Raw genomic sequence first — 24,542 nt, forward strand, 5'->3', positions numbered from 1 at the left:
GTCCGAGGCGGGGGCGCATCGGCGTCAGCGCGCGGTGCGGTCGGTCTCAGGGATGATGCCGCGCGGCGCGAAGCGCAGCACGAGGAGGAGGGTCGCGCCCATCACGACGTAGCGCATCTGCGACGCGTTCTCGAGGAGGTGCTCGCGGACTGCCGAGTCCGGCCCGAGCGCGACCGTCGCGCGGTCGATGAGGAAGGTCCCCACCGGCTCGGCCTGGACCCAGGCGAACCAGACGATGAAGGCGCCGACGGTGGCGCCCCAGTTGTTGCCGGCGCCGCCGACGATCACCATCACCCAGATGAGGAACGTGAAGCGCAGCGGGTTGTAGGAGGACGGGGTGAACTGCCCGTCGAGGGTGGTCAGCATGGCGCCCGCCAGCCCGATGAGGCCGGACCCCACCACGAACACCAGCATGTGCAGCCGGCGCACGTCCTTGCCCATGGCCTCGGCGGCGACCTCGTCGTCGCGCACGGCGCGCATGGTGCGGCCCCACGGCGCGGCGAGGGCACGCTCGGCGAGCCACAGGATCGCGGCGAGCGCCACCACGAAGAGCGCGATGTAGGCCCCCTTGACGAGGATCGAGGAGAGCTCGACCGGGCCGACGCCGAGGCGGTCGGACAGGTCCTGGAACCAGGCCGCGGTCCTCAGCTCCAGCTCGTAGGGCACCGGCCGGGGGAGCCCGACGACGTTCTTCACCCCGCGCGCCAGCCAGTCCTCGTTCATGAGGACGGCGATGATGATCTCCGACACGCCGAGCGTCGCGATGGCGAGGTAGTCCGCGCGCAGGCCGAGGGCGATGCGCCCGATGACGTAGGCCGCGCCCGCGGCGAGCAGCCCCCCGACCGCCCAAGCGAGGAGGACCGGCAGCCCGAGCCCGCCGAGGAAGCCGGCGATGGCGGGGTTGACCCCCTCGATCGCCGCGGTCGACGGTCCGAGGACGACGCTCGTGCCGTAGATGCCGGCCGCCACGACCGCGAGCGTGAGCGCTGCGCGTGCCACCGACCCGCGCACCAAGCGCCGACCGAGGACCGCCACCGTCGCCGTCCCCGCCACGAGGATGACCGCGAGGAGGACGCCCATGCCTCCGGCACGCCAGGCTGCCGCGACGGGCTCGGCCGACACCAGGACGACCGCGAGCCCACCGAGCGCGGCGAAGCCCATGACGCCGAAGTTCACCAGCCCGGCGTAGCCCCACTGGACGTTCACGCCGAGCGCCATGACGGCCGACACGAGGCACAGGTTGAGGATCGTCAGCGCCACGGACCAGCTCTGCAGCGCCCCGGTCAAAGCGATGAGCGCGAAGAAGGCGGCGAACGGGAGGACCGCGCGGGCGCTCATGCGGACCGACGGTTGAACAGCCCGGTCGGGCGCAGGATCAAGGTGATGACGAGGATGACGAAGGCGACGGCGAACTTGTACTCCGTGCCGATGAGCTGGACGAGGCCGTCGGGCTGCCACGCCTCCGGCAGGAGGTAGCCGAGGACGCGGGTGTAGGGGTAGGTGAACAACACCTCCGCGAAGGCGATGAGGTAGCCGCCGACGATGGCGCCGACCGGGCTGCCGAGCCCGCCGACGATGGCCGCCGCGAAGATCGGCAGGAGCAGCTCCTGGAACACGAAGGGCTTGTAGCTCTTGTCGAGCCCGTAGAGCGTGCCGGCGATGACGGCGAGCGTCGCCGACAGCGTCCACGCGATGAGGACGACGCGCCCGGCGTCGATGCCGGACAGCGTCGCAAGGTCCTCGTTGTCGGCGTAGGCGCGCATCGCCTTGCCGGTGCGCGTGCGCTGCAGGAAGAGGAACAGGGCAACGACGCAGGCCATGGCGGCGACGAGCGTCACCACCTGCGTCGTCTTGAGGGCGAGCCCCTCGCGCAGCCCGGTCCACTCGCGGAACTCGCGCACGGAGACGACGAACCGCGCGCCGTCGGTGAAGATCTGGTCGTCCGGACCGATGAGGAAGCGGATGAGCCCGGCGGTGACGAACATCACGCCGATGGAGGCGATGATGAAGATCACCTGCACCGACCGCCGCTCGCGATAGTAGCGGTAGACGACGCGGTCGGTGGCGAGGACGAGCCCGACCGTGACGGCGATGCCAAGCGGCAGCGCGAGGAGCGCCACGGGCAGCGGGCCCAGCGTCACGCCGGCGGACTGGAGCCCCCAGGTGCCGAAGATCGTCACCATGGCGCCGAACGACATCGTCTCGCCGTGCGCGAAGTTGGAGAAGCGCAGCACCGCGAAGACGAGGGTGACGCCGAGCGCACCGAGCGCGAGCTGCGAGCCGTAGGCGATCCCCGGCACGAGCGCGAAGTTCGCGAGCAGCACGACGGCGTTGAGCGCGTCCTCCACGCCTCAGCCGCCGAGGAAGGAGCGGCGCACGTCCGCGTTGGCGAGCAGCGCCGCGCCGGTGTCGGTGTAGGCGTTGCGCCCGTGCTGGAGGACGTAGCCGCGCGTCGCGATCTCCAGCGCCTGCTTGGCGTTCTGCTCCACCATCAGGACGGCGATGCCGGTGCGGGCGATCTCGATGATGCGGTCGAAGAGCTCGTCCATGACGATGGGCGAGACGCCGGCCGTCGGCTCGTCGAGCATGAGGACCGTCGGCTTCGTCATCAGCGCGCGGCCGACTGCGACCTGCTGGCGCTGGCCGCCCGACAGCTCGCCCGCCGGCTGGCGCCGCTTGGCGGCGAGCACGGGGAACAGCGCATAGACCTCGTCCATCGTCTCCCGCACGCCCTCGCGGCGCAGGTACGCCCCCATCTCGAGGTTCTCCTCCACGGTGAGCGAGGGGAACACGTTGTTCACCTGGGGCACGAAGCTCATGCCGCGGGCGACCCGCTCGGTGGGCCGCAGGCCCGTGAGGTCCGCCCCGTCCAGCACGATGGCGCCCTCGCGCAGGCGCAGCATGCCGAAGACCGCCTTCATGGCGGTGGACTTGCCGGCTCCGTTGGGCCCGACGATGACGGCGATCTCGCCGCGGTCCGCCTCCACCGTGCAGCCCTTGAGGATGTCCTCCGCCCCGTAGCCGCCGCGCATGTCCGTGGCAGTGAGGAGGCTCATCGAGCGGCCTCGGCGTCCAGCTTGGCGTGGCGCGAGCCGGTGCCGAGGTAGGCCTCGATGACGGCGTCGTTCGCCATGATCTCCTCCGCACGACCCTCGGCGAGGACGGCGCCCTCGGCCATCACGATGACCGGGTCGCAGAGCCGCGCGATGAAGTCCATGTCGTGCTCGATGACGCAGAAGGTGTAGCCGCGCTCGGCATGCAGTCGGCGGATCGCGTCGGCGATGGTGGCGAGGAGCGTGCGGTTCACCCCGGCGCCGACCTCATCGAGGAAGACGACCTTCGCGTCCACCATCATGGTGCGGCCGAGCTCGAGGAGCTTCTTCTGGCCGCCGGAGAGGTTCTGTGCCCGCTCGTCGGCAAGGTGCGAGAGCGTGAGGAAGTCGAGCACCTCGTCCGCCTTGGCGCGCAGCTCCGCCTCGCGGGCAGCGACGCGGCCGGAGCGGAACCAGGCGTCGACGAGGTTCTCGCCGGGCTGCCCATGCGGCACCATCATGAGGTTCTCGCGCACCGGCAGCGAGGCGAACTCGCGGGCGAGCTGGAAGGTGCGCAGGAGGCCGCGCTCGAAGAGCTCGTGGGGCGCGAGGCCGGTCACGTCCTCCCCGTCGAGGAGGACGCTGCCCGACGTCGGCGCGTAGAGCCCCGCAATGACGTTGAACAGGGTGGACTTGCCGGCCCCGTTCGGTCCGATCAGCCCGGTGATCGTGCCACGCGCGATGTCGAGCGACACGTCGTCGACCGCGTGGATGCCGCCGAACCACTTGCTGAGCGAGCGGACGGCGACCATCGGGCCGCCGGCGCACTTAGCATGGCCGCCGGACGCGGGGGCGTCCGGCGAGGTCGCGTCGATCAACGATACTGCACCGTCTCGATGCTGCCGTCGCTGATCTCGATCTCGCGGAAGGAGCCGGCGCTCTCGCCGCCCTCGACGAGCTCCACCGCGGTGGCGCCCACGTAGTCGACGTCGCCGCCATCCGCGATGATCTCGAGTGCTCGGCCGAGCTCGCCTGGGAGGATTTCCTCGCCCGGCGCGTTGGCGACCTCGGAAACGGCGACCTTGTACTCGGACGGGTTCGTGGACCCCGCCTTCTGCATGGCGAGGAGCATCAGCGCGGCCGCGTCGTAGGCCTCGGGGGCGTAGACGCCGGTCTCGTTGCCGGCCTCCTCGGCAAGCGAGGTGAAGACCTGCGCACCCTCCGAGTCGGAGCCGGGCAGCACGCCGTAGGAGCCGTCGAGCGGATCGCCGATCGCCTCGACGAGCGCCTCGCCCACCATGCCGTCCGGCAGGAAGAAGGTCTCGAACGCGCCGGAGTCGAGGGAGGCCTGGATGATGCCGCGGCCGCCCTGGTCGAGGTAGCCGGCGACGATCAGGATCTCGCCGCCCGCCGCGGCGAGGGCGGCGACCTCGGCGGAGTAGTCGCCCTTGCCGTCCTCGTGGGGTGCGTTGATCGTGATCGTCCCGCCCGCCGCCTCGAACGCCGCGGCGATGGAGTCCGACAGCCCCTTGCCGTAGTCGTTGTTGGTGAAGGTAAGGGCCGCCTCAGACACGCCCTTCTCGGTCAGGATGTCGGCGATGATCTCGCCCTGCCGCGAGTCGGACGGCGCGGTGCGGAAGAACAGCCCGTCGTCCTCCACCGTGGAGAGCGCCGGCGAGGTCGCCGACGGCGAGATCATGACGACGCCGTTCGGCAGCGCGACGTTGGACAGCACCGCGCCGGTCACGCCCGAGCACATGGCGCCCATGATGCCGTCGACGCCGTCGGACGTCACAAGCCGCTCGGCCGCCGCGGTCGCCGCGCCCGCGTCGATGCAGGTGTCGTCGCCGCGCACCGTCGTCACCGTCGCGCCGCCCATGAAGTTGCCGGACTGGTTGACCTCCTCCACGGCGAGCTCCGCGCCGGCCGCGATCGCCGGCGACAGGCTCTCGAGCGGCCCGGTGAAGCCCAGCATGATGCCGAGCGTCGCGCCCTCGTCCTGCGCGAGCGCCGGGGCGGCGAGGGTGAGGGCTGCGGCGCCTGCGAGCGCCAATGCGGTGCGCGTCATCATATCCTCCTTCGTTGCGTCTTTGCGCCAAGCCTGACCACACGGGTGGGCCCCTCGCAAGGGATCACGCGTCGCGTTCGCCGAGCGCTTTGCTATAGGCGAGCGGCAAGGAACGCACCGACCTGGCCCGAGGAGCCGACCCGAATGACCGACGACGCCCGCCGCACGCTCGAAGGCGTGTCCACCGCGACGATCACCACGATCCTCCTGAAGAGGGGGCTGCGCAACGTGTGGATGCGCGGCACGCGGCCGATCCGGACCGAGCAGCGCCGCGTCGTCGGCACCGCCTTCACGCTGCGCTTCGTGCCGGCGCGCGAGGACCTTGCGACGCCGGCCTCGTGGTCCTCGCCGCGGTCGACGCGCGCCGCCATCGAGACGATGCCCGAGGGGGTGGTCGTCGTCGTCGACGCGCGCGGCGTCACGAACGCCGGGGTCGGCGGCGACATCCTGTGCGCCCGCATGGCGGCGCGGGGCGTCGCCGGCCTCGTCACCGACGGCGTCGTCCGGGACGGCGCCGGCGTCCTGTCCACGGGCCTGCCGGTCTGGTCGGCCGGCGTCGCGGCGCCGCCGTCGGTCGCCGGGCTCGACTTCGTGGGCTGGGAGGAGCCCATCGGCTGCGGCGGCGTCGCGGTGTTCCCCGGCGACACCATCGTGGCGGACGACGACGGCGCGGTGGTCATCCCCGCCGCGCTCCTCGCCGAAGTCCTCGCCGAGGCGCCCGAGCAGGAGCGCATGGAGGCCTGGATCATGGAGGAGGTCGGCCGCGGTGTCCCACTGCCCGGCCTCTACCCGATGAACGAGGAGACGCGCGCCCGCTACGAGGCGCACAAGTCGGGCGCCGCCTGACCCCTCAGACCGGGCAGTCGGCGGGGAAGTTCGGACGGCGCTTCTCGCGGTGCGCGGCGAGGCCCTCTCGCGCCTCCTCGCCGGCGAACCCCAGCATCTCGAGCGCGGTGGAGGCGTCGAACGCCGGACCCGCGCTCCTCAGCCAGTTGTTGAGCGCGTACTTGGTCCACCGGATCGCGCTCTGCGCGCCCATGGCGAGGTCGCTCGCGGTGCCGAGCGCGGTCTCCCACAGCGCGTCGTCGTCCACGCACAGGGAGACGAGGCCGATGCGCTCGGCCTCCTCGCCGCTCACCGGCTTGCAGGTGAGGAGGTAGTACTTCGCCTTCGCCATGCCGCACAGGAGCGGCCAGATGATGACCGCCGCGTCGCCCGCCGCGACTCCGAGCCGCGTGTGGCCGTCGACGATCTTGGCGGAGCGCCCGGCGATGGAGATGTCGGCGAGGAGCCCCACCACGAGGCCGGCGCCCACCGCCGGTCCGTTGATCGCCGACACGATGGGCTTGGAGCAGTTCACGATGTTGTAGACGAGATCCTTCGCCTCGCGCCACGTCTTCATCCGCATCGCTGGGTCGTTGGTCAGCGCCTCGACGAGCTTGAAGTCGCCGCCGGCGGAGAACGCCTTGCCGGCCCCCGTGACCACGACGGCGGCGACGCCGGGGTCGGCGTCGATGGTGCGCCACACGTTGGTGAGCTCGGTGTGGGTCGCCTCGTCGATGGAGTTCAGCGAGGCCGGCTCGTCGAAGGTGATCGACAGCACGCGCTCGGCGGGGTGGTCGATCTTCAGCCTGGTGTACGCCGAGTAGCGGCTCGTCATGACGGCTCTCCGGTTCGCGATGTGGGCTGGACCCTAGGCCGGCTGGCCCGCGCGTTCGAGTGGTGCTGGCCACGCCGAGGGTCCGCCGCTAGCCTCGCGGCACGGGGAGGAGCCGATGACGAGCGACATCGTGTGGACGCCCACCGAGGAGGACGTCGCGAGCGCCAACCTCACGGCGCTCGCGCAGCGGCTCGGCGCGCAGGGCTTCGACGCGCTCCACGAGGCCTCCGTGCGCGAGCCGGAGGCCTACTGGCGAGCGCTACTCGACCGGTGCAACTTCGTCTGGTCGAGGCCGTGGACGTCCTACGCGGACCTGTCCGACGGGCGGCCGTTCCCGCGCTTCTTCGAGGGCGGTGAGCTGAACTGGGTCGACACGGCGCTGCGCTGGGCGGACGATCCGGCACGCCGTGATGCGCCCGCCGTCGTCGCCGAGCGCGAAGGCGGGTCCGCCGGCCGCCTCAGCTACGCGGAGCTGCGCCAGCGGGCACGGGCCCTCGCGACGGGGCTGAGGGAGCGCGGCATCGTGCGCGGCGACCGCGTGGGCCTCCTCATCGAGAACGGCGCGGAGGCCATGGTGACGCTCCTCGCGGTGAGCCACCTCGGAGCGATCGTCGTCCCGCTGTTCTCCGGCTTCGGCGCCGACGCCATCGCGGCGCGGCTCGGAGCATGCGGCGCGAAGGCCCTCGTCACCACCTCCGGGTTCGTGCGGCGCGGGCGGTTCGTCGATACGATCGCAACGGTCCGCGCCGCGCTTTCGCGGTTGCCGAGGCTGGAGCTCGTCGTCGTGGTCGGTGCGGACGGCGCCGCGCCGGACGGGTTCGCCGCGTGGGAGGACGTGCTCGGCGACCCCGATGCCGCGGGACCGGCCGAGCGCATGGCGCCAAGCGACCCATTCATGGTGGTCTACACCTCCGGCACGACGGGACGCCCGAAGGGCACGGTGCACACCCACGGCGGCTTCCCGCTCAAGGTGCTGAACGATGCGCACCTCGTCTTCGACCTTGACGCCGGCGACGTGTTCCTGTGGCCCGCCGACGTCGGCTGGGTGGCGGGGCCCATCACCATCGTCGCGAGCCTCGTGACGGGCGCGACGCTCGTCGCCTACGACGGCGCGCCGGACGTGCCAGACTGGTCGCGCCTGTCCCGCCTCGTGGCCGCGCACGGCGTGACCCACCTCGGCGCGTCCCCCACCCTGGTGCGCGCGATGATGGCGAACGAGACGGCGCCATGGCGGGCGACACCTCGTCCACCCGCCTCCTCCTCGTCTCAGGGGAGACGATCGCGCCCGAGCCGTTCGCGTGGTTTCAGCAGAGCTTCGGCGGCGGGCGGGCGCCGCTCATCAACTACAGCGGCGGCACCGAGGCCTCGGGGGGCATCCTTGCCAACGTGGTCGTCAAGCCGATCCGGGCGAGCGGCTTCTCCGCCGTCGTCCCCGGCATCCGCGCGGACGTCGTCGACGCAGCGGGGCGGCCGGTGCGCGGCGTGCCGGGCGAGCTCGCCGTCCTCGACCCCTTCGTCGGCATGACGCAGGGGTTCTGGCAGGACAACGAGCGCTACCTCGCCACGTACTGGGAGGCGATCCCGGATGTCTGGGTGCACGGCGACCTTGCCCTGCGCGAGGACGACGGCACGGTGTTCCTGCTCGGCCGCTCCGACGACACCTTGATGATCGCCGGCAAGCGCGTCGGCCCCTCGGAGGTGGAGGAGGTCGCGACGAGCCTCGCCGAGGTCGAAGAGGCCGCCGCCATCGGCGTCGACGACGCGGCGAAGGGCGAGGCGCTCGTGGTGTTCGTCGTGCTTGCGGCGGGGGCGGACGGCGCGGGCTTGCGCGAGGCCATCATCGCTGCCGTGGTCCGGGACCTCGGCCGCCCGTTCGCCCCGAAGGAGGTGTTCGTGGTCGCCGACCTGCCGCGCACGCGCAGCGGCAAGGTCATGCGCCGCGTCGTGCGAAGCGTCGCCACCGGACGGGACGCCGGCGACCTCTCCTCCCTCGCCAACCCGGAGGCGGTGGAGGAGATCCGCGCCGTCGTCGGCCTGCCCAGGGGCGCCGCGATGTGAGCGCTTGACGCGGCAAGCCGTCGTGTCGCTTGTGACGGCATGGACCGACGACCGGGCGCCACGAGCGACGCAGACCGTGCTGACCGAGGCGCTCGCGCTGCGCTACGGCGAGACCTTCGCGGTCGATCCCTCGACCCAGGGCCTCGACCGGCTCGCGGCCATGGCCGCGCGCGGCTCGCACCGCAAGTTCGCGGACCGCCCGGTGGACGCGGAGCTCCTGCGCCTCCTGTGCGCGGTCGCGTTCGCCGCGCCCACCAAGAGCGACCTGCAGCAGCGCGACGTGGTGATCGTCCGCGAGCCCGAGCTGCGCCGCGCGCTCGACGGCCTCGTCGCCGGGCAGGGGTGGGTGGCGCGCGCGCCCGTCCTTCTTGTGTTCTGCGGCAACAACCGGCGCCAGCGGCAGGTGCATGCGATGCGCGGCCTGCCGTTCGCCAACGACCACCTCGACGCGTTCTTCAACGCCGCCGTGGACGCCGGCATCGCGCTCGCTGCGTTCGTCACCGCCGCGGAGGCGGTCGGGCTCGGCGCCTGCCCGATCAGCGCGATCCGCAACGAGGCGGCCGAGGTCGCGAGGCTCCTGGAGCTTCCGCGGCACGTCTTCCCCGTCGCCGGCCTCGGGGTCGGCTGGCCGGCGGGCGAGGCGACGGTCGCGATGCGCCTCCCCACCGCCGTCACGGTCCACGAGGACCGCTTCGACGAGGCGGGCACCGAGGCCGCCATCGCCGCCTACGACGCGCGCCGCGAGGCGGCGCAGCCCTACACGACCCACCGCCTCGCCGAGCGCTACCCGGACCGCGCCGGCTACAGCTGGTCGGAGGACAAGGCGCGGCAGTACTCCGTCCCCGAGCGCGCGGGCTTCGGCGCCTTCGTGCGCGCCCACGGCTTCGACCTCACCTGACCCCTCGCGAGCCCTCGATGACCAAGACCTTCGTCACGCACCTCGAGTGCTCCCTCACCGGGCAGCGCTACGAGGCTGGCCGCCCGCACGGCCTGTCCGACGCCGGGCGGCCGCTTCTGGTGCGCTACGACCTCGCGGCCATCGCGTCGCACTGGTCGAAGGAGGCGCTCGCTGCCTCGGACGCGCCCGGCCTCTGGCGCTACGCGCCGATGCTGCCGGTGGCCGACCCCGCTGACCGCGTGTCGCTGGGTGAGGTGATGACGCCCATCGTGGCGCTGGATCGCTCCGCCGCGGCGCTGGGGGCGCGGCCGGGCCGCGTGCTCGTCAAGGACGAGGGGCGGCTGCCGACCGGCTCGTTCAAGGCGCGCGGCCTGTGCCTCGCGGTGTCGATGGCGAAGGCGTTCGGCCTCACCCACCTTGCGATCCCGACGAACGGCAACGCGGGCGCCGCGCTCGCCGCCTACGCGAGCCGAGCCGGCATTCGCACCACGGTGTTCTGCCCGGACGACACGCCGGACATCAACGTGCGCGAGATCGCGGCGCAGGGGGCCGAGACGATCCTGGTCAACGGCCTGATCAACGACTGCGGGCGGATCGTCGGCGAGGGCAAGGGTCCGGTCGGCTGGTTCGACATCTCGACCCTCAAGGAGCCGTATCGGATCGAGGGCAAGAAGACGATGGGGCTGGAGCTCGCCGAGCAGCTCGGCTGGCGCCTGCCGGACGCGATCTTCTACCCGACCGGCGGCGGCACCGGCCTCATCGGCATGTGGAAGGCGTTCGCCGAGCTCGCCGAGATGGGCTGGATCGAAGGGCCGATGCCGAAGATGATCGCGGTGCAGGCCGAGGGCTGCGCGCCCATCGTCAAGGCGTGGGCGGCGGGCGAGGAGCACGCCCCGGTGTGGCCGGACGCGCGCACGGTGGCGGCGGGCATCCGCGTGCCGGTCGCGGTGGGCGACTTCCTCATCATCCGCGCGGTGCGCGAGTCGGGCGGCGTCGCGATGGCCGTCGCGGACGAGGACATCATGGCGATGCGCGACAGGATCGCCGCCGACGAGGGTTTCCTGCTCTGCCCCGAGGGCGCGGCCACCGCGGTCGCCTACAAGCGCGCCCTCGCGGACGGGATCGTGTCGGCGGACGACACGTGCGTCCTGTGGAACTGCGCGACGGGGCTGAAGTACAAGCTGCCGGCGGTGACGCGTTCGCTCGACAAGGGCCAGCCCGTCGACTACGCGGCCTTCGCCTGAGCCCTACTCGGCGGGCGCGGGGAGCGGGGCGGGCGCCGGAAGGCGTCCCGGCAGCGTGGCGACGGCGGCGAGGATCACCGCGGCCGACACCGCGAGGATGACGAACAGCCGGTCGAAGCCCCAGGTGTCGTAGACGAACGAGACGAACGGCAACGCCGCCGCGAACACGGAGAAGCCCACCACGTAGCGCGCGCCGTAGATGCGCGCCCGCGCCGGCCCGTGCGCGACCTTGCCGATCATGAAGTCGTTGATGGGCACCTGCCCGAACGTGCCGAGCATGAAGCCGAGCGCGACGGCGAGCGCGGCGAGGTCCGTCAGCCCCGGCATCGCCGCGAAGCACACGAGTGAAAGGCACGCCACGGTCATGTAGATGGCGCGCGGCCCGTAGCGGTCGAGCGTCGCACCGACGATGAGCTGCGCCACCGAGGCGACGGCGAACACGATGAACACCAGCGAGCCGATGACGCTCGCCGTCTCGCCCGGAAGCGCAGTGGACCCGGCGATCCACTCGGCGAGCCCGCCCATGCGCTCGTCGAAGATCTTCGGCAGCGCGAAGCTCGTCGATTGGAAGATCAGCGAGCCGACCGCTGTGGTGAGGAAGGCGACCGCCGTCACGCGCACGACGAGGCCGCGGTGCACCGCGCCGACCGCCGGCGCCGGCGCCGGCGCCTTCGGCCGGCGGTCCTCCCCGATCGCCTCGCGGCGCAGGGCGAGGTAGGCGATCCCCGCTGCGACCGAGACGACGCCCGGCAAGACGAAGGCGGCGCGCCAGCCGCTGGAGTCGATGAGCCAGCCGGTGACGAGCGCAGCGCTCGCCACGCCGAGGTTGCCCCAGACGCCGTTCATTGCGATTCGCATGCCGACGTTCTTCCAGCGCGAGACCAGGATGGCGAGCCCGACCGGGTGGTAGATCGCCGCGAACACGCCGACGGCGAACAGCCCCACCGCCATCTGGAGCGGCGTCGCTGCGAAGCTCGTGGCGATCGAGGCGAGCCCGATGCCGACGAAGAAGATCACCATCATCCCGTCCCGGCTCCACTTGTCGGCGAGCCAGCCGGCGGGGAGCGCGAACACGCCGAACGCGAAGAAGCCGGGCGTCGCGTAGAGCAGCAGCGCGTCGTAGCCGACGTCCCACTCGCGCCAGAGGACGAGCGCGGCGACGGTGGCGAACACCAGCGTCAGGTAGTGGTCGAGGAAGTGACCGAGGTTGAGCAGCAGGAAGTAGGCGTTGTCGCGCGTCATGGGGGCCTCGAACGCCCCAGTTTCGGGCGCTGGCCGGACCATACGCCCCAACGGCGCGCAGCACCAACCGGCGAGCGTCGTAAGGTCAGCTTACACGAAGGGATAGGACTTGGCCCTTCCCGGCAGCGTTGCTGACAGATAGTGTAGCACCTTCCCAAGGAGGCCGCGTGAGCGAGAGTACCATCACGGTCGAGGTGGCGCGGGGCGTCGGCGGCACCGCGCGGACGGAGGCGTTCGAGGTGCCGCGCGAGGAGAGCCAGACCGTCCTCGACGTCGTGGCGTGGATCCAGCAGAACACCGACCCGACGCTGACGTACCGCTACGCCTGCCGCGTCGGCGTGTGCGGCTCGTGCGCGATGACGGTGAACGGCGAGCCGCGGTGGACCTGCCGCACCCACGTCGGCAAGGTCGTGCGCGGCGGGCGCATGACGGTGGGGCCGCTGCGTAACCTCCCCGTCATCAAGGACCTCGTCGTCGACCTCGACCCGTTCTTCGACAAGTGGGTCGCCGCCGAGGGGGTGTTCCACCCGACGAGATCGCGCGAGGACGCCATCGAGCCGATCCGGCCGGACAGCGCCGAGCGCGAGGCGGCGGACGCCGGCATCGAATGCATCAACTGCGCCGTCTGCTACTCCGCGTGTGACGTGGTGGGCGCCAACCCGGACTACCTCGGGCCGGCGGCGCTCAATCGGGCATGGACGCTGTACAACGACGCGCGGGACGACGCGCGCGGCGCGATCCTCGACGCGGTGTCGGGCACCGGCGGCTGCCACAACTGCCATTCCATGGGCTCGTGCGCCAGGTACTGCCCGGCTGAGCTCAACCCGACCAACGCCATCGCCGGCCTGAAGCGCGCCACGATGGCGCGCTCGCTGTTCGGGAGGCGCTGATGCTGACCCTGCGGCTTTACATGCTGCAGCGCCTCTCCGCGCTCGCGATGGCGCCGTTCGTCGTCGGCCACATTGCGGTGATGATCTACGCGATCCAGGGCGGGCTGTCGGCGGCGGAGATCCTCGGGCGGACGCAGGGCAGCTTTTCCTGGGCGCTGTTCTACGCCCTCTTCGTGGTGGCCGTGTCGGTGCATGCCGCCATCGGCGTGCGCGTCGTCGCCTTCGAAACGGTTGGGCTGCGCGGGCCGGCTCTTGCAGCGCTGATGTGGACCCTTGGCGGCCTCCTCCTCGCCATGGGGCTCGTCTCGGTCGCGGCCGTCACGCTGCCGGGCGCCGCGGCATGATCCGTCCGCACCGCTCCCACCCCCTGTGGTTCGCGTTCATCCTCCACCGCGTCTCCGGCCTCCTCCTCGCGCTGTTCCTGCCGTTCCACTTCGCGGTGCTGGCGCTCGCGCTGACCGACACGGCGGCGCTCGACGGCTTCCTCGCCTGGACCGACCTCACCGCCGTGAAGGTCGCCGAGTTCGGCCTCGTCTTCCTGCTGGCGGTGCACCTCTTCGGCGGGCTGCGCCTCCTCGCGCTCGAGCTGTTGCCCTGGACGGCGCGGCAGAAGACGCTGGCCGCGGCGGCCGTGGGCGCGTCGGTCCTGGTCTCCGGCACGTTCTTCCTGCAGGCGGTGTGATGGTCGAGATCGAGCGGCACGACACGGACATCCTGATCCTGGGCACCGGTGGCGCGGGGCTCTTCGCTGCCCTGCACGCCCAGCAATCGGCGCCCGAGGGGATGCGCATCACGATCGCCTCCAAGGGCCTCCTCGGCAAGTCGGGCTGCACGCGCATGGTGCAGGGCGGCTACAACGTCGCCCTCGGCCGCGGCGACAGCGTCGAGCGGCACTTCATGGACACCATCGAGGGCGGCAAGTGGCTGCCCAACCAGGACATGGCCTGGCGCCTGTGCGAGCAGGCGGTCGTCAGGGTGCGCGAGCTCGAGAACGAGATCGGCTGCTACTTCGACCGCGAGGCGGACGGCTCGCTGCACCACAAGGCGTTCGCCGGGCAGACCGCCGACCGCACGGTGCACAAGGGCGACCTCACCGGCATCGAGATCATCAACCGCCTGATGGAGCAGGTGCTTGCCCGCCCCGTCGCGAGGCTCCAGGAGCACCGGGCCGTCGGGCTGATCCCGGCGAAGGACGGGGCGCTCGCCGGCGTCCTCTTCATCGACATCCGCCGCGGCGTCTTCCGCCTCGTGCGCGCCCACGCGGTGCTGATGGCGACCGGCGGTGGGCCGACCATGTACCGTTACCACACCCCGTCGGGCGACAAGTCCATGGATGGGCTCGCCATGGCCCTGCGCGCGGGGCTGCCGCTGCGCGACATGGAGATGGTGCAGTTCCACCCGACGGGGCTGCTCGCCGGCGAGCATTCCAAGATGACCGGCACCGTGCTCGAGGAGGGCCTGCGCGGCGCCGGCGGGCAGCTGCTCAACGCGGCCGGCCAGCGCTTCATGTTCGACTACCACGAGCGCGGCGAGCGGGCGACGCGCGACGTCGTGAGCCGCGGCATCTACGCAGAGATGCGCAAGAACAACTCTTCCCCCAACGGCGGCGTCTACATCTCCATGGCACACCTGGGGCCGGAGAACGTGGCACGCCGCTTCAAGGGCATGGTCAAGCGCTGCGCCGACTGCGGCTTCGACCTCGCCGGCGGCAAGGTCGAGGTGGTGCCCACCGCGCACTACTTCATGGGCGGCGTGGTGGTGGACGCGGACACGCGCACCGCGATGGAGGGGCTCTACGTCGCCGGCGAGGACGCGGGCGGCGCGCACGGCTCCAACCGGCTCGGCGGCAACGGCGTCGCGAACTCCACCGTGTTCGGCGGCGTCGCCGGGGAGGTGATGGCGGCGGACGTCGCCAGCGCGCGCGCCCACCGCGAGCCGGACGAGTCGGTGCTCGCCGCCGAGGTCGAGCGCGCCTGCCATCCCCTGACGCGCCCGGCCGGCCACGTCCATCCGTTGCGCACGCGCTTGCAGAACGTCATGTGGGACAACGTCGGCGTCATGCGCACGGCGGCGCGGCTCGAACGCGGCCTTGGCGAGGTGGAGGCGCTCGGCGCAGCGCTGATGGACGTCGGCGTGGCGGACGACGTTCTCGCCTTCAACCTCACCTGGCACGACTGGCTCAACATGCGCTCCCTCGTCGACGTCTCGTCCGTCATCGCCGAGGCGGCGCTCGCCCGGAGGAACTCGCGCGGCGCGCACTACCGCGAGGACTTCCCGGAGGCTGGCGACCTCGCCGCGTCCACCTACACGGTGGCCCGCCAGGTCGGGGACAGGCTCGAGGTGACACAGGAGCCCGTCCGGTTCACCATCGTGCGGCCCGGCGCGACGATCCTGCCGGCGGACGAGCCGGCGACCCTCGTGGCGGCGGAGTAGAACGGGCGGAGCGACGACATATCTTGAGGACAGGGCAGTGCTTGATGCTGTCGGCATGCATCGCCGGAAGGGACCTGCCATGACGACGTTGATGATGGGGAGCCTTTACGACGCGTTGCGCCAGGCCGGCGCCGACGAGGAGAAGGCACGCGAGGCCGCCACTGACGTCGCCGATCACGGCAACAGGCTTCACGCGATCGAACGCCGTCTCGTGGAGATCACGGGAAGGTTGAAGTTCCACCGGCTGCTGTTCGGCTTCCTGATCGGTCTGGGTGTCACCACACTTGGCTTGGTGGTCCGCCTCTCCATCGTCGTTTGATCTGCAGCCAACCCGGAGGCACGGCCATGATCCCCATCGGACCGATCCAGGCGACCGCCGAGGCGCTGATGGCGAAGGCCGCCATCGAGATCCCCGACGACTACCTCGACGGGCTGAAGCGCGCGGCGGACGCGGAGGACGGGGACCTTTCCTCCTTCGTGCTCCAGGCGATGCTGCAGAACTACGAGGCGGCGAAGGAGGACCGGCGCGCCATGTGCGGCGACACTGGCTGCCCCCGCTGGTTCGTCAAGCTGAGCAACGACGCGCGCGTCGAGGGCGGTCCCGTCGCGCTGGAGGAGGCGCTGCGCCGCGCCACCGCCGACGCCACCCGGGGCGTGCCGCTGCGACCGAACCGCGTGCACCCGCTCTGGCGCACGGACCACAACAACAACGTCGGCATCGGCGCGCCGGAGATCGAGTACGGCTTCGAGCCCGAGCCCGTCGGCGAGTGGGTCGACCTCACCACGGTGCACAAGGGCGGGCTGTTCGGCACCGACTACCGCATGCTGTTCCCCTCCGACGGCATCGAAGGGATCAAGCGGTTCTACCTCGACTCGCTGGTGGCGTTCGGCAAGCGCGGGCTCGCCTGCCAGCCGGCGATCATCGGCATCGGGCTCGGCGGCTCCAAGGACACCTGCATGGTGCTCGGCAAGCGCGCCGCGTGCCTGCGCGTGGTCGGCGACAAGAACCCCGACCCGCGGATCGCCGCGCTGGAGGAGGAGTTCAAAGAGCTCGGCAACTCGATCGGCATGGGCGCCATGGGATTTGTCGGCAAGTCGATGGTCGTCGACTGTCACATCGAGGTCGGCTACTGCCACACCGGCGGCATGCAGATGTCGGTGCACGCCTTCTGCCTGTCCTCGCGGCGCGCCTGCGCGCGGGTGTGGTCGGACGGGCGCGTCGAGCACCGCACGGACCCCGAGTGGTTCACGCCCTATCAACGACGGGAGACGGTCGAATGGCAGACGCTGCCCCTCGCAAGGTCCGCCTGAGCACGACGCCGACCGCCGAGGCGCTGGCAGAGCTGAGGCTCGGCGACATCGTCTACCTCGACGGGCTGATGTACACGGCGCGCGAGGGCGTCTACAAGCGCGCGCTCGAGGACCGGGCGAACCTGCCCATGGAGCTGCCACGCGAGTCGGCGGCGAACTTCCACTGCTCGCCCGCCGCCACCATCAACAACGACGGCTCGTTCACCATGGGCGCCGTGACGGCCACCGCCTCGTTCCGCTTCGTGAAGTGGATCGGCGACTGGCTCGAGAAGTCCGGCGCCAAGCTCATCGTCGGCAAGGGTGGCATGAGCGGGGCCACGTACCGCGAGCACTTCGTGCCCCATGGCGCGATCTACCTGACGACGGTGGGCTACGGCACCGGCGCGCTGCTCGGCCGCGGCGTCGACAACGTCGAGGCGGTGCACTGGCACGAGGAGCTCGGCTTCGCCCAGGCGATGTGGGTGCTGAAGTGCAACAACATGGGGCCGTTCATCGTCGCCTCTGACCTTGCGGGCAACTGCCTGTTCGAGCGCGAGAACGCGAAGATCGCGGGCGGCCTCGCCAAGGTCTACGAGGGGACGAAGCCCCCCGTCCTGAAGCGCTTCGGCGAGACGGACGACCGCACCGACGAGGTGATCGGCTGACCTGCGCGGTGCGCTGAGCCGTTGGCTGAGGCTCCAAACGCGAGCGGCGGTGCGCTGCGCCTGACCCGCGGTGCCCAGGCCGTCCTGCCAGGGCTCGGCATCGCGCTGACCGTCGCGCTCGCCTCGCGCTTCATCTCCGAGCACTACGGTGCGCCGGTGATGCTGATGGCGCTCCTCATCGGCATGGCCTTCTCGTTCCTGTCGGAGCCGGGAAGCCGTTGCGCCGCCGGCATCGCCTTCGCCTCGCGCACGGTGCTGCGGCTCGGCGTCGCGCTCCTCGGGCTCGGCATCACGGTGCAGCAGGTCGTCTCGCTCGGGCTCCCCGTCGTCGCCATCGTCCTCATCGGCGTCGCGACGACCATCGGCGCGGCGATACTCCTGTCGCGGGCGCTCGGCCGGGGCACGCGCTTCGGCGTCCTCACCGGCGGCGCGACGGCGATCTGCGGCGCGTCGGCCGCCCTCGCGATCTCCGCCGCGCTGCCCCAGGACAAGGACAAGGAGCGAGACACCATCTTCGCGGTCATCGGGGTCACCACGCTGTCGACCGTCGCGATGATCGTCTACCCCATCCTCGCCGGATTCATCGGGCTGTCGGACCGCGCCGCCGGCGTCTTCATGGGCGCCACGATCCACGACGTCGCCCAGGTGGTGGGTGCGGGCTATTCCGTCTCGCAGGAGGCCGGGGACACCGCGACCATCGTCAAGCTGTTCCGCGTGGCGCTGCTCGCCCCGGTCGTCATCGGGGTCTCCCTCGCCTTCGCAACGCGCGGCCGCAGCGCGGGCGGCGGTCCGCCGATCCCGCTCTTCGTCGTCGGCTTCGTGGCGCTCGTGGTGGTCGGCTCGGCGAACCTCGTGCCGGCGGCCGTCGCCGAGCCGGTGCTGGAGCTGTCGCGCTGGTGCCTCATCACCGCGATCGCGGCGCTCGGCATGAAGACCTCGCTGAAGACCCTCGCCGAGGTCGGCGGCCGCGCGGTCGGCCTCCTCGTCGCGATCACGGTGATCCTTGCAGCGCTCGGCCTCGTGATGATCGTCGCCCTCGGCGTCTAGATCGTGCGCGTGGCGTGGAGCGTGAGGTGCGGCGCGATCGCCTCGGGCAGCGCCTCGACGCCGAGCCCTGGCGCGTCGCCGATCGCCATCGCGCCGCCGACGAGGCCGCCGGCGACGGGCGCGAAGGCGTCGCGCAGCGGGTTGGGGTTGGCGTCGACCTCCAGGATGCCGCCGCCGCGCACGGCCGCTAGGAGGTGGGCCGAGGCGAGAAGCCCGAGGCCACCGCCGAGGAAGTGCGGGCAGTAGCTTAGCCCGGCCGCCACGGCCTGCCGCCCGACCTCGATGCAGCCGGTGATGCCACCCCACTTGGCGACGTCCGGCTGGATGACGTCGAGGCAGGCGGAGGCGATGGCGCCCTCGAACGTCTCAAAGCCGGCAAGGTTCTCACCCGCCGCGAGGGGTATGGCGGTGGCTCCTGCGACGCGGCCCCAGTCCGCCGGCGGCGCGTCCGCCGCGATGGGCTCCTCGAGCCAGCCGAGCGGTAGACCGCGGGTCCGCTCGAGGAAGTCCAGCGCGGACGCGACGTCCCACGCCTGGTTGGCGTCGGCGAACAGCACCTCGTCCGGCCCCAGAGCCGACAGGGCATCTGCCAACAACGGGACGTCCCGGTCCGTCGCGAACCCGACCTTGACCTTGAACGCGCCGTAGCCCGCCGCACGTGCCGTCGGGATCGCCTCGACGGCATCGGTGATGGCGATGCCGCTCGCGTAGGCCGGCACGCGGTCCACGGCGCCGCGATCGAGCATGCGCGCGAGTGGCACGCCGGCGCGCCGGGCGAAGAGGTCGTGCGCCGCCACGTCGAGCCCGGCGATCACCTGCCGGAAGGGTCCCCACTCGCCGCACTGCAGCGCGCGGATGTGCGTCTGCCGGGTCAGCGCATGGAACAACTCGCTCGGCGCCTCGGGCGTCGCACCGAGGACAAGGTCTGCGATGTCCTCGGCGGCGAGGCGCACGCGGTGCTCGGCGCCCGCCGCCGGCCAGTTGGCGAACACCTCGCCCCAGCCGAACGCGCCGTCGGAGGCCTCCAGGCGGACGAAGACGGCGGGACGGTCGCGCATGACGCCGAACGAGGTCGCGAGCGGTCGCGGCGTCGGCGCGCGATAGGCGAACGCGTCGAGGCGCGTGATGGGGACGCTCACAGCACCTCCCGCACGAGGATGGTCGCGCCGGAGGCGAACATCAGCGCGATGATGAGCCGCCGGAAGGCGGTGTCGGACAGCCGCTGGAACAGCGCGATGCCGCACTGGGCGGCCAGCATCGAGACCGCGAGGGCGACGGCGAGGAGGATCAGCGTCCCGCGGTCGTAGGCGCCGGCGACCGCGAGGAGGACGGCCGAGATGCCGAGCACGATGACGTTGAACGGCTGCAGCACGCCGCGGGTGCGCCCCTTCGTCCAGTCGCGCATGGCGAGCCACATGGTCGGCAGCGCGCCCGATAGGCCGGCCACCGCGCCCAGGATGCCACTGACGAAGCCAAGCGTGGCATCCACCGCGGGATAGGGACGGGTGAGCTTGGGCAGGTTGCGGCGCACGGTGAAGAACGCGCCGTAGATGAGGAGGAAGGCGCCGATCGCGATCTTCAACGGCGTCGGGTCGAGGTCCTTCAGGAGCGTCGCGCCGATGGGGATGCCGAACAGCGCGGGAACCAGGAACAGCGCAAGCCGTCGCCACTCGATGGACCGGCGCACCACCGCGACGCCCTGGAGCCCCGTCGCGGCGGAGACGGCGAGCGCGATCGCCACCGCCTGCACCGGGGGCATCACCTGCAGCCACCAGCCGAGGGCGAACAGCGAGGTGCCAAACCCGGCGAGCCCGTTAATCAGCCCGCCCGCCGCCGCGCCGGCGACGAGGAACGCCGCCACCTCCGCGCTCATGCCACGCGCCGTCGCGTCGCCGGCGGTGCGCCGAACACGCCCTCCTCGGCGGTCCGCCGCAGCGTGTCGCCGAGGAGCGTCAACGCCGGCGCCTTGACGCTGTCGGAGCGCCACAGGAGGCCGAGCTCGCGGCTCGGCGGTGGCGGCATCAGCGCCAGCCGCTTCAGGGGCAGCGCGCTCGGCGAGGGGACGCACTGGCGCGGCACGATGGACACGCCGAGCCCGGCGTACACCATGCTCTGGATGACCTCGAGGTTGTCGAGCTCCATGGCCTCGACGACCTCGACGCCGATGTCCTGCAGCCAGCCCTCGATGAGCGCGCCCACCACGGCCTGCCGCGTGAAGCGGATGTAGGGGCGGCTGGACAGGAGGACGATCGGGTCGTCGCTCGCCACGTCCGGTGAGGCGAGGAGCTCCATCGGCTCGCGTGCCACAGCAAGCCAGTCGTGTCGGCGCGGCATCAGCGGCGGGCGCGTGACGATCGCCGCATCGACGGCGCTGCGCTCGACCTCCGCGACGAGCGCCGTGGTGAGCCCGGGGACGACGCGCACGCGCAGATCGCCGTGGTCCGCTCGCAGCCGCGCCAAGGCGGAGGGCACGAGGCCGGCGAGCGTCGTCGGCACCGCGCCGAGGGTGAGCTCGCCGCGCAGGTGGCCGTCGCCGAGGACCGACGGCGCGAGGTTCTCGTAGGCGGCGACGATCTCGCGGGCGCGGACGAGCACGGCGTGGCCGGCCGGCGTGAGGACCGGGGAGCGTCGCGTCCTGTCGAACAGCGGAACATCCAGCTCCTCCTCCAGCGCCTTCATCTGCTGGCTGACCGCGGCATGGGTGAGGCCCAGCGCCTCCGCGGCCGCGGTGAACGTGCCGTGCTCGGCCGCCGCGATCAGGGTCCTGAGGTTGCGGATCGTCATCGTGGGGCGCCGGACGGGAACGGTTGCGGATGTTGTAAGCCGTTCTTGCTTTCCTGCGCAAAGCGTTCGCATTAGGCTCGCAACAAACGAGATGCCGAACGGCACGGCGACGACGCATCAACTGGGGAGTGCTTCATGGCGAGCGATCGAACTGGCGGCGGGACGAGCGAAGGATCGGGAACGTTGGGCAGGGCCGCAACCCGGTCTGCGGCAACGCTCCTGGTCCTTGCATGCGGGTTCACCGCTGCGGGCGCGCAGGACTATCCGAACCGGCCGATCAACATGGTGATCCCCTACGGCCCGGGCGGGGCGACGGACATCTCCGCGCGCACGTTGGCGGAGCCGCTCGGGGAGGTCGTCGGCAGCCCGCTCGTCATGACGAACCGCACCGGCGCGGGCGGCGCGACCGGCTCGGTCGCCGTGCAGAACGCCAAGCCCGACGGCTACACCATGCTGTTCGCGCGCGTCGGCTCGCACTCGGTGAGCCCGGCGATGAAGGCGACGCTGCCCTACACGCTCGACGACTTCCGCTTCGTCGGGGTCTACGAGATCAACCCGTTCGCCTGCGCGGTCAGCGCCGACTCCGACATCGAGACCATGGACGATTTGGTCGCCGCGGCGGAGAAGGGCGGCGTCAGCTTCTCGTCCTCCGGCGTCGGCTCCGGCCTGCACCTCGCCGGCGCCTACGTGATGCACGAGTTCGGCGTGGAGAACGTGCTCGACGTCGTGACGCACATCCCGCTGAAGGGCGGCGGCGAGGCGGCGACCGCCGTGCTCGCGGGCACCGCGACGTTCCTCTGCACCAACAGCTCGGCCCTCTCGAGCTTCGTCGCCAACGAGCAGCTGCGTCCGTTGATGGTGACGACGGCCGAGCCGGTCGAGGGCTTCGACGCGCCGACCGCCGCCTCGCTCGGGCACCCCGACCTCGAGCAGCTCGTCGGCTGGACCGGCGTCGCAGGCCCCGCCGGGCTGCCGGACGACATCGCGCAGCAGTGGGGCGAGTGGCTGGCGACGGCCACCGAAGACCCGGAGTTCAAGTCCGCGATGGAGGAGCAGGGCTCCATCATCCGCCTGATGGATCCGCAGGAGAGCGAGGCGTTCATCACCGAGCAGTACGAGAAGTTCCGCTCGATCGTTGACGAGCTCGGGATGCGCATCGAGGGGTGATGGGCGCGCCGAGCGTGCCGCCCGAGCGGCGCATGCGGGGGCGGAGCGGCTGCGCGCCCGTCCACCGGCGCGGTCGGAGGGCCGGTTGACGCGCTCCTCCTACCTCGCCGTCGGCCTTGCGGCGATCGGACTGGCGGCGTTCCTGTTCCTCGTGGGCATCCCCTACGGGATCACCACCCCGAGCAACGTGCGCCACCTCGTCCTGTCGCCGCTGTTCTGGCCGATGATCCTCGCCGGCCTCCTTGCGGTGTGCGGCCTCGCGCTCGTCGCGGCCTCGCGGGGCGTCCCGGCGGGCGAGGTTTCGACGGGCGACGGCCCACGTGGCGGGGGCGTCGCGCGCCTCGCCGCGGCGGCCGTGCTCATGACGCTCTACGTCGCGCTGATGCCTTGGCTCGGCCTCGTATGGACGTCGATGGCCGCCTTCATCTTGGTGGCGGCGCTCGTCAGGACCAGGCATAGGGTTGCCGCCGCGATCGGCGCCGTCGCGATCCCGTTGGCACTTTACGCCTTCTTCGCCCACGTGGCCGGCGTCGCGATCCCCCAGGGCGAGCTGGTGCGCCTGCCGTGACCTTCCTCGACAACCTCGCCACGGGGCTGTCCGTCGTCGCGAACTTCGAGGCGATCCTCGCGCTCGTTATCGGCGTCGCAGTCGGAACCGTCGCCGGCGCGATCCCCGGCCTTTCTGCAACGATGGCGGTGGCGCTCGCCCTGCCGTTCACCTTCGCCATGGAGCCCATCACGGGCATCCTCTTGCTGCTCGGGGTCTACAAGGGTGGCATCTTCGGCGGCTCCATCCCGGCGATCCTCATCAAGACGCCCGGGACGCCCGCCTCGAGCGCGACGGTGCTCGACGGACATCCGATGGCTGAGAGGGGCGAGGCGGGCCGCGCGCTCACCATGGCGCTCTACGCCTCCTGCACGGCCGACCTCGTGTCGAACCTCGCGCTGATCCTGTTCGCCGGGTGGCTCGCCTCCTTCGCGCTGTCCTTCGGGCCGCCCGAGTTCTTCACGCTCATCCTGTTCTCGCTGACGATCATCGCCGGCGTGTCGGGGGACAGCCTGCTCAAGGGTGCGTTCTCGGCGATCCTCGGGCTGCTGCTCGCGACCGTCGGGCTCGACCTCGTCTACGGGACGAACCGGTTCAACTTCAACGACCCGAACCTCATGGGCGGGCTCAACTTCATCGCCGTGCTGATCGGGCTGTTTGCGATCCCCGAAATCCTGGCGATGGTCTGGGACCCGCGCTCGCAGGACGGCCGCGTGAGCCCGGTAGCGAACAACCGCGTGACGTTCGCCGACTACCGGCGGTGCTTCAAGTCGATCATGCGCGGCAGCCTGATCGGCGCGATCCTCGGCTCGATCCCGGGGATCGGCGCGGCCCCGTCGGCGTTCCTCGCCTACTCCGAGGCGCGGCGCACCTCGCCCAACCGCGAGAACTTCGGCCGTGGCGAGATCGAGGGCGTCGCCGCGGCGGAGGCTGGCAACAACGGCGTCGCCGGCGCGACCCTCATCCCCCTCCTCGCCCTCGGCATCCCAGGCGACGTGATCACCGCGATCATCATCGGCGCGTTCATGATCCACGGCCTGCAGCCTGGGCCGATGATGTTCGTGATGAACGTCGACATCGTCTACGGCCTGTTCGTCGGCCTCATCGTGTCGTCCCTCGCGCTCTTACTCATCGGCTCGGTGGCGATCCGCGGCTTCCGCTTCGTTGCGCACATCCCGCGAGGGATCCTGTTCCCGCTCGTCCTCGTCCTTTGCGTCTACGGCTGCTTCGCGGTGAACAACTCCGTGTTCGACGTCGGCGTGATGTTCGTCATGGGTTGGCTCGGCTTCCTGATGCTGCGCTTCGACGTGCCACCGGCGCCGTTCCTGGTCGCCTTCATCCTCGGCCCGCTGCTCGAGGACAACTTCCGTCAGGCGATGCTGATGTCCGGCTCCTCGCCGGAGATCCTGTTCCGCGGGCCGATCACCTGGTTCTTCTGGACGCTGACGGTCGTCACCGTAGTCGCGATCGTGCGCACGGGGCTACGCCCGACACCACCGCGCGCAGCCTGAGGGAAG

At 71.5% G+C, this 24,542-nt stretch carries 25 protein-coding genes and 2 pseudogenes; 17 read left to right on the forward strand and 10 right to left on the reverse strand.

The features are described 5' to 3' along the window. Positions 1–24: 24 nt before the first annotated feature. The 5 genes from ACOOE8_RS05535 to ACOOE8_RS05555 form a co-directional block, all read right to left on the reverse strand. The gene (locus ACOOE8_RS05535) at positions 25–1,338 is read right to left on the reverse strand and encodes a branched-chain amino acid ABC transporter permease (RefSeq protein WP_420393849.1); all 1,314 of its coding nucleotides are present in this window, start codon (positions 1,336–1,338) and stop codon (positions 25–27) included. Further along, positions 1,335–2,348, reverse strand: coding sequence for a branched-chain amino acid ABC transporter permease (locus ACOOE8_RS05540; RefSeq protein WP_420393850.1), 1,014 nt, complete (start codon positions 2,346–2,348; stop codon positions 1,335–1,337). The genes ACOOE8_RS05535 and ACOOE8_RS05540 overlap by 4 nt, the downstream gene beginning before the upstream one ends. Before the next feature lie 3 nt (positions 2,349–2,351). Further along, positions 2,352–3,056, reverse strand: coding sequence for an ABC transporter ATP-binding protein (locus ACOOE8_RS05545; protein ID WP_420393851.1), 705 nt, complete (start codon positions 3,054–3,056; stop codon positions 2,352–2,354). Next, a complete protein-coding gene (locus ACOOE8_RS05550) occupies positions 3,053–3,844 on the reverse strand; it encodes an ABC transporter ATP-binding protein (RefSeq protein WP_420393852.1) in 792 nt (263 codons plus the stop codon). The genes ACOOE8_RS05545 and ACOOE8_RS05550 overlap by 4 nt, the downstream gene beginning before the upstream one ends. Before the next feature lie 62 nt (positions 3,845–3,906). Next, positions 3,907–5,103, reverse strand: coding sequence for an ABC transporter substrate-binding protein (locus ACOOE8_RS05555; protein ID WP_420393853.1), 1,197 nt, complete (start codon positions 5,101–5,103; stop codon positions 3,907–3,909). A gap of 141 nt (positions 5,104–5,244) precedes the next feature. Between ACOOE8_RS05555 and ACOOE8_RS05560 the strand changes: the two genes are divergently transcribed. Beyond that, on the forward strand, positions 5,245–5,946 hold the full coding sequence (locus ACOOE8_RS05560; RefSeq protein WP_420393854.1) for a ribonuclease activity regulator RraA: 702 nt from the start codon (positions 5,245–5,247) through the stop codon (positions 5,944–5,946). Between the two features lie 4 nt (positions 5,947–5,950). On the opposite strand, the gene ACOOE8_RS05565 is transcribed toward ACOOE8_RS05560, so the two are convergent. Then, a complete protein-coding gene (locus tag ACOOE8_RS05565) occupies positions 5,951–6,760 on the reverse strand; it encodes an enoyl-CoA hydratase/isomerase family protein (protein ID WP_420393855.1) in 810 nt (269 codons plus the stop codon). A 115-nt stretch (positions 6,761–6,875) separates the two neighbouring features. On the opposite strand from ACOOE8_RS05565, the pseudogene ACOOE8_RS05570 reads away from it, so the two are divergent. The 5 genes and pseudogenes from ACOOE8_RS05570 to ACOOE8_RS05590 all read left to right on the forward strand — a co-directional run. After that, positions 6,876–7,928 (forward strand): annotated as a pseudogene (locus ACOOE8_RS05570) (AMP-binding protein); the annotation flags it as partial. Positions 7,929–7,987: 59 nt separating this feature from the next. Continuing rightward, positions 7,988–8,239: pseudogene (locus ACOOE8_RS05575) on the forward strand (AMP-binding protein); the annotation flags it as partial. A gap of 3 nt (positions 8,240–8,242) precedes the next feature. Beyond that, positions 8,243–8,818, forward strand: a complete 576-nt coding sequence (locus ACOOE8_RS05580; protein ID WP_420394634.1) for an AMP-binding enzyme — start codon at positions 8,243–8,245, stop codon at positions 8,816–8,818. 22 nt (positions 8,819–8,840) lie between these two features. Then, the gene (locus ACOOE8_RS05585; protein ID WP_420393856.1) at positions 8,841–9,716 is read left to right on the forward strand and encodes a nitroreductase family protein; all 876 of its coding nucleotides are present in this window, start codon (positions 8,841–8,843) and stop codon (positions 9,714–9,716) included. Between the two features lie 17 nt (positions 9,717–9,733). Then, positions 9,734–10,960, forward strand: a complete 1,227-nt coding sequence (locus ACOOE8_RS05590) for a threonine synthase (protein ID WP_420393857.1) — start codon at positions 9,734–9,736, stop codon at positions 10,958–10,960. Positions 10,961–10,963: 3 nt separating this feature from the next. Here the strand turns inward: ACOOE8_RS05590 and ACOOE8_RS05595 are convergent, their stop codons facing one another. Continuing rightward, positions 10,964–12,202, reverse strand: coding sequence for an MFS transporter (locus ACOOE8_RS05595; protein ID WP_420393858.1), 1,239 nt, complete (start codon positions 12,200–12,202; stop codon positions 10,964–10,966). A gap of 167 nt (positions 12,203–12,369) precedes the next feature. Between ACOOE8_RS05595 and ACOOE8_RS05600 the strand changes: the two genes are divergently transcribed. The 8 genes from ACOOE8_RS05600 (at position 12,370) to ACOOE8_RS05635 (ending at position 18,527) form a co-directional block, all read left to right on the forward strand. Beyond that, entirely contained in the window at positions 12,370–13,092 is a 723-nt protein-coding gene (locus tag ACOOE8_RS05600; protein ID WP_420393859.1) for a succinate dehydrogenase/fumarate reductase iron-sulfur subunit, read from the forward strand. Beyond that, positions 13,092–13,436: a succinate dehydrogenase gene (locus ACOOE8_RS05605; RefSeq protein ID WP_420393860.1), complete on the forward strand. Its 345-nt coding sequence runs from the start codon at positions 13,092–13,094 to the stop codon at positions 13,434–13,436. Before ACOOE8_RS05600 ends, ACOOE8_RS05605 begins: the two co-directional genes overlap by 1 nt. Then, positions 13,433–13,774 carry a succinate dehydrogenase gene (locus tag ACOOE8_RS05610; protein WP_420393861.1) on the forward strand — a complete coding sequence of 114 codons (342 nt, stop codon included), beginning with the start codon at positions 13,433–13,435 and terminating at the stop codon, positions 13,772–13,774. Before ACOOE8_RS05605 ends, ACOOE8_RS05610 begins: the two co-directional genes overlap by 4 nt. Continuing rightward, the gene (locus tag ACOOE8_RS05615) at positions 13,774–15,525 is read left to right on the forward strand and encodes an L-aspartate oxidase (protein WP_420393862.1); all 1,752 of its coding nucleotides are present in this window, start codon (positions 13,774–13,776) and stop codon (positions 15,523–15,525) included. Before ACOOE8_RS05610 ends, ACOOE8_RS05615 begins: the two co-directional genes overlap by 1 nt. Positions 15,526–15,604: 79 nt before the next feature. Beyond that, the gene (locus ACOOE8_RS05620) at positions 15,605–15,844 is read left to right on the forward strand and encodes a hypothetical protein (RefSeq protein ID WP_420393863.1); all 240 of its coding nucleotides are present in this window, start codon (positions 15,605–15,607) and stop codon (positions 15,842–15,844) included. Positions 15,845–15,870: 26 nt separating this feature from the next. Continuing rightward, on the forward strand, positions 15,871–16,836 hold the full coding sequence (locus ACOOE8_RS05625; RefSeq protein ID WP_420393864.1) for a fumarate hydratase: 966 nt from the start codon (positions 15,871–15,873) through the stop codon (positions 16,834–16,836). After that, positions 16,803–17,480 carry a fumarate hydratase C-terminal domain-containing protein gene (locus ACOOE8_RS05630; protein WP_420393865.1) on the forward strand — a complete coding sequence of 226 codons (678 nt, stop codon included), beginning with the start codon at positions 16,803–16,805 and terminating at the stop codon, positions 17,478–17,480. Before ACOOE8_RS05625 ends, ACOOE8_RS05630 begins: the two co-directional genes overlap by 34 nt. 21 nt (positions 17,481–17,501) lie before the next feature. Then, complete coding sequence (locus tag ACOOE8_RS05635) at positions 17,502–18,527, forward strand: YeiH family protein (protein WP_420393866.1); 1,026 nt, start codon at positions 17,502–17,504, stop codon at positions 18,525–18,527. Here ACOOE8_RS05635 and ACOOE8_RS05640 read toward each other — a convergent pair. The 3 genes from ACOOE8_RS05640 to ACOOE8_RS05650 are packed head-to-tail and all read right to left on the reverse strand — an operon-like array spanning position 18,524 to position 21,311. Next, a complete protein-coding gene (locus ACOOE8_RS05640) occupies positions 18,524–19,666 on the reverse strand; it encodes a mandelate racemase/muconate lactonizing enzyme family protein (RefSeq protein ID WP_420393867.1) in 1,143 nt (380 codons plus the stop codon). The genes ACOOE8_RS05635 and ACOOE8_RS05640 overlap by 4 nt on opposite strands. After that, positions 19,663–20,400, reverse strand: coding sequence for a sulfite exporter TauE/SafE family protein (locus tag ACOOE8_RS05645; protein ID WP_420393868.1), 738 nt, complete (start codon positions 20,398–20,400; stop codon positions 19,663–19,665). Before ACOOE8_RS05645 ends, ACOOE8_RS05640 begins: the two co-directional genes overlap by 4 nt. Beyond that, a complete protein-coding gene (locus ACOOE8_RS05650) occupies positions 20,397–21,311 on the reverse strand; it encodes a LysR family transcriptional regulator (RefSeq protein ID WP_420393869.1) in 915 nt (304 codons plus the stop codon). Before ACOOE8_RS05650 ends, ACOOE8_RS05645 begins: the two co-directional genes overlap by 4 nt. A 183-nt stretch (positions 21,312–21,494) precedes the next feature. Here ACOOE8_RS05650 and ACOOE8_RS05655 point away from each other — a divergent pair, with 183 nt between their 5' ends. From ACOOE8_RS05655 to ACOOE8_RS05665, 3 genes are all read left to right on the forward strand, one after another. After that, on the forward strand, positions 21,495–22,478 hold the full coding sequence (locus tag ACOOE8_RS05655; RefSeq protein WP_420393870.1) for a Bug family tripartite tricarboxylate transporter substrate binding protein: 984 nt from the start codon (positions 21,495–21,497) through the stop codon (positions 22,476–22,478). A gap of 85 nt (positions 22,479–22,563) precedes the next feature. Then, positions 22,564–23,046: a tripartite tricarboxylate transporter TctB family protein gene (locus ACOOE8_RS05660; protein WP_420393871.1), complete on the forward strand. Its 483-nt coding sequence runs from the start codon at positions 22,564–22,566 to the stop codon at positions 23,044–23,046. Beyond that, positions 23,043–24,536, forward strand: coding sequence for a tripartite tricarboxylate transporter permease (locus ACOOE8_RS05665; protein WP_420393872.1), 1,494 nt, complete (start codon positions 23,043–23,045; stop codon positions 24,534–24,536). Before ACOOE8_RS05660 ends, ACOOE8_RS05665 begins: the two co-directional genes overlap by 4 nt. Positions 24,537–24,542 lie beyond the last annotated feature (6 nt).

It is taken from the genome of Acuticoccus sp., from assembly GCF_965213555.1.
GTDB lineage: Bacteria > Pseudomonadota > Alphaproteobacteria > Rhizobiales > Amorphaceae > Acuticoccus.

Excerpts from the sequence above, each read along its gene's own strand:
- ACOOE8_RS05550 (WP_420393852.1), bottom strand. The coding sequence starts at position 3,844 with ATGGTCGCCGTCCGCTCGCTCAGCAAGTGGTTCGGCGGCATCCACGCG.
- ACOOE8_RS05620 (WP_420393863.1), top strand. The coding sequence starts at position 15,605 with ATGACGACGTTGATGATGGGGAGCCTTTACGACGCGTTGCGCCAGGCC.
- ACOOE8_RS05535 (WP_420393849.1), bottom strand. The coding sequence starts at position 1,338 with ATGAGCGCCCGCGCGGTCCTCCCGTTCGCCGCCTTCTTCGCGCTCATC.
- ACOOE8_RS05645 (WP_420393868.1), bottom strand. The coding sequence starts at position 20,400 with ATGAGCGCGGAGGTGGCGGCGTTCCTCGTCGCCGGCGCGGCGGCGGGC.
- ACOOE8_RS05615 (WP_420393862.1), top strand. The coding sequence starts at position 13,774 with ATGGTCGAGATCGAGCGGCACGACACGGACATCCTGATCCTGGGCACC.
- ACOOE8_RS05555 (WP_420393853.1), bottom strand. The coding sequence starts at position 5,103 with ATGATGACGCGCACCGCATTGGCGCTCGCAGGCGCCGCAGCCCTCACC.
- ACOOE8_RS05630 (WP_420393865.1), top strand. The coding sequence starts at position 16,803 with ATGGCAGACGCTGCCCCTCGCAAGGTCCGCCTGAGCACGACGCCGACC.
- ACOOE8_RS05650 (WP_420393869.1), bottom strand. The coding sequence starts at position 21,311 with ATGACGATCCGCAACCTCAGGACCCTGATCGCGGCGGCCGAGCACGGC.
- ACOOE8_RS05595 (WP_420393858.1), bottom strand. The coding sequence starts at position 12,202 with ATGACGCGCGACAACGCCTACTTCCTGCTGCTCAACCTCGGTCACTTC.
- ACOOE8_RS05545 (WP_420393851.1), bottom strand. The coding sequence starts at position 3,056 with ATGAGCCTCCTCACTGCCACGGACATGCGCGGCGGCTACGGGGCGGAG.
- ACOOE8_RS05610 (WP_420393861.1), top strand. The coding sequence starts at position 13,433 with ATGATCCGTCCGCACCGCTCCCACCCCCTGTGGTTCGCGTTCATCCTC.
- ACOOE8_RS05560 (WP_420393854.1), top strand. The coding sequence starts at position 5,245 with ATGACCGACGACGCCCGCCGCACGCTCGAAGGCGTGTCCACCGCGACG.
- ACOOE8_RS05625 (WP_420393864.1), top strand. The coding sequence starts at position 15,871 with ATGATCCCCATCGGACCGATCCAGGCGACCGCCGAGGCGCTGATGGCG.
- ACOOE8_RS05565 (WP_420393855.1), bottom strand. The coding sequence starts at position 6,760 with ATGACGAGCCGCTACTCGGCGTACACCAGGCTGAAGATCGACCACCCC.
- ACOOE8_RS05605 (WP_420393860.1), top strand. The coding sequence starts at position 13,092 with ATGCTGACCCTGCGGCTTTACATGCTGCAGCGCCTCTCCGCGCTCGCG.
- ACOOE8_RS05590 (WP_420393857.1), top strand. The coding sequence starts at position 9,734 with ATGACCAAGACCTTCGTCACGCACCTCGAGTGCTCCCTCACCGGGCAG.